The 430-nt window shown below is 64.4% G+C and carries 1 pseudogene; it reads right to left on the bottom strand.

Annotated elements, in window-relative coordinates:
• Positions 1-430 (bottom strand): annotated as a pseudogene (locus tag SB753_RS34930) (Tn3 family transposase); the annotation flags it as partial.

The following is a 430-nucleotide window of genomic DNA, read 5'->3' as shown; positions in this document are numbered from 1 at the left end:
CTGGGCAACGAACTCGCTACCGGTTTCCGGCAGGCCGACCTTCGCGCAGTAATCGGGCAGCTGCTGCTCACACTGCCGCCACGGCAGCAGGTGATCGCGGTAGTCGGCGCAGGCATCAGACCCGGACACGCACAGGTCACCGACGCGCAGCTCCTCCGTCATGTATGAGAACACGCATAGTTCAAGATAGCGCCGGTTGGTCGGCGCCCCTTCACCGTGGGAGCGGCGCACGAGCTTGCGCCAGCGCGACGCCGCAAAACTCAGGTCCACATCGGCATCGATCCATTCGCGGTGCAACGTTTCGTTTTCGAGCACCACATCGAGCGCATCGAGCAGCGTGCGCACCTGGCTTGTGGAATCCCAATCGAGGGTGCGGGCGAGACGCATGAGCACCGAGCGGTGCGCCCGGAAATGCTTCCAGAGCAGCGGC

It is taken from the genome of Paraburkholderia sp. SIMBA_053 (genome assembly GCF_046534895.1).
GTDB lineage: Bacteria > Pseudomonadota > Gammaproteobacteria > Burkholderiales > Burkholderiaceae > Paraburkholderia > Paraburkholderia caledonica.
The sequence above is the reverse complement of the archived record's forward strand: the minus strand, read 5'-3'. Positions and strand labels throughout refer to the sequence as shown.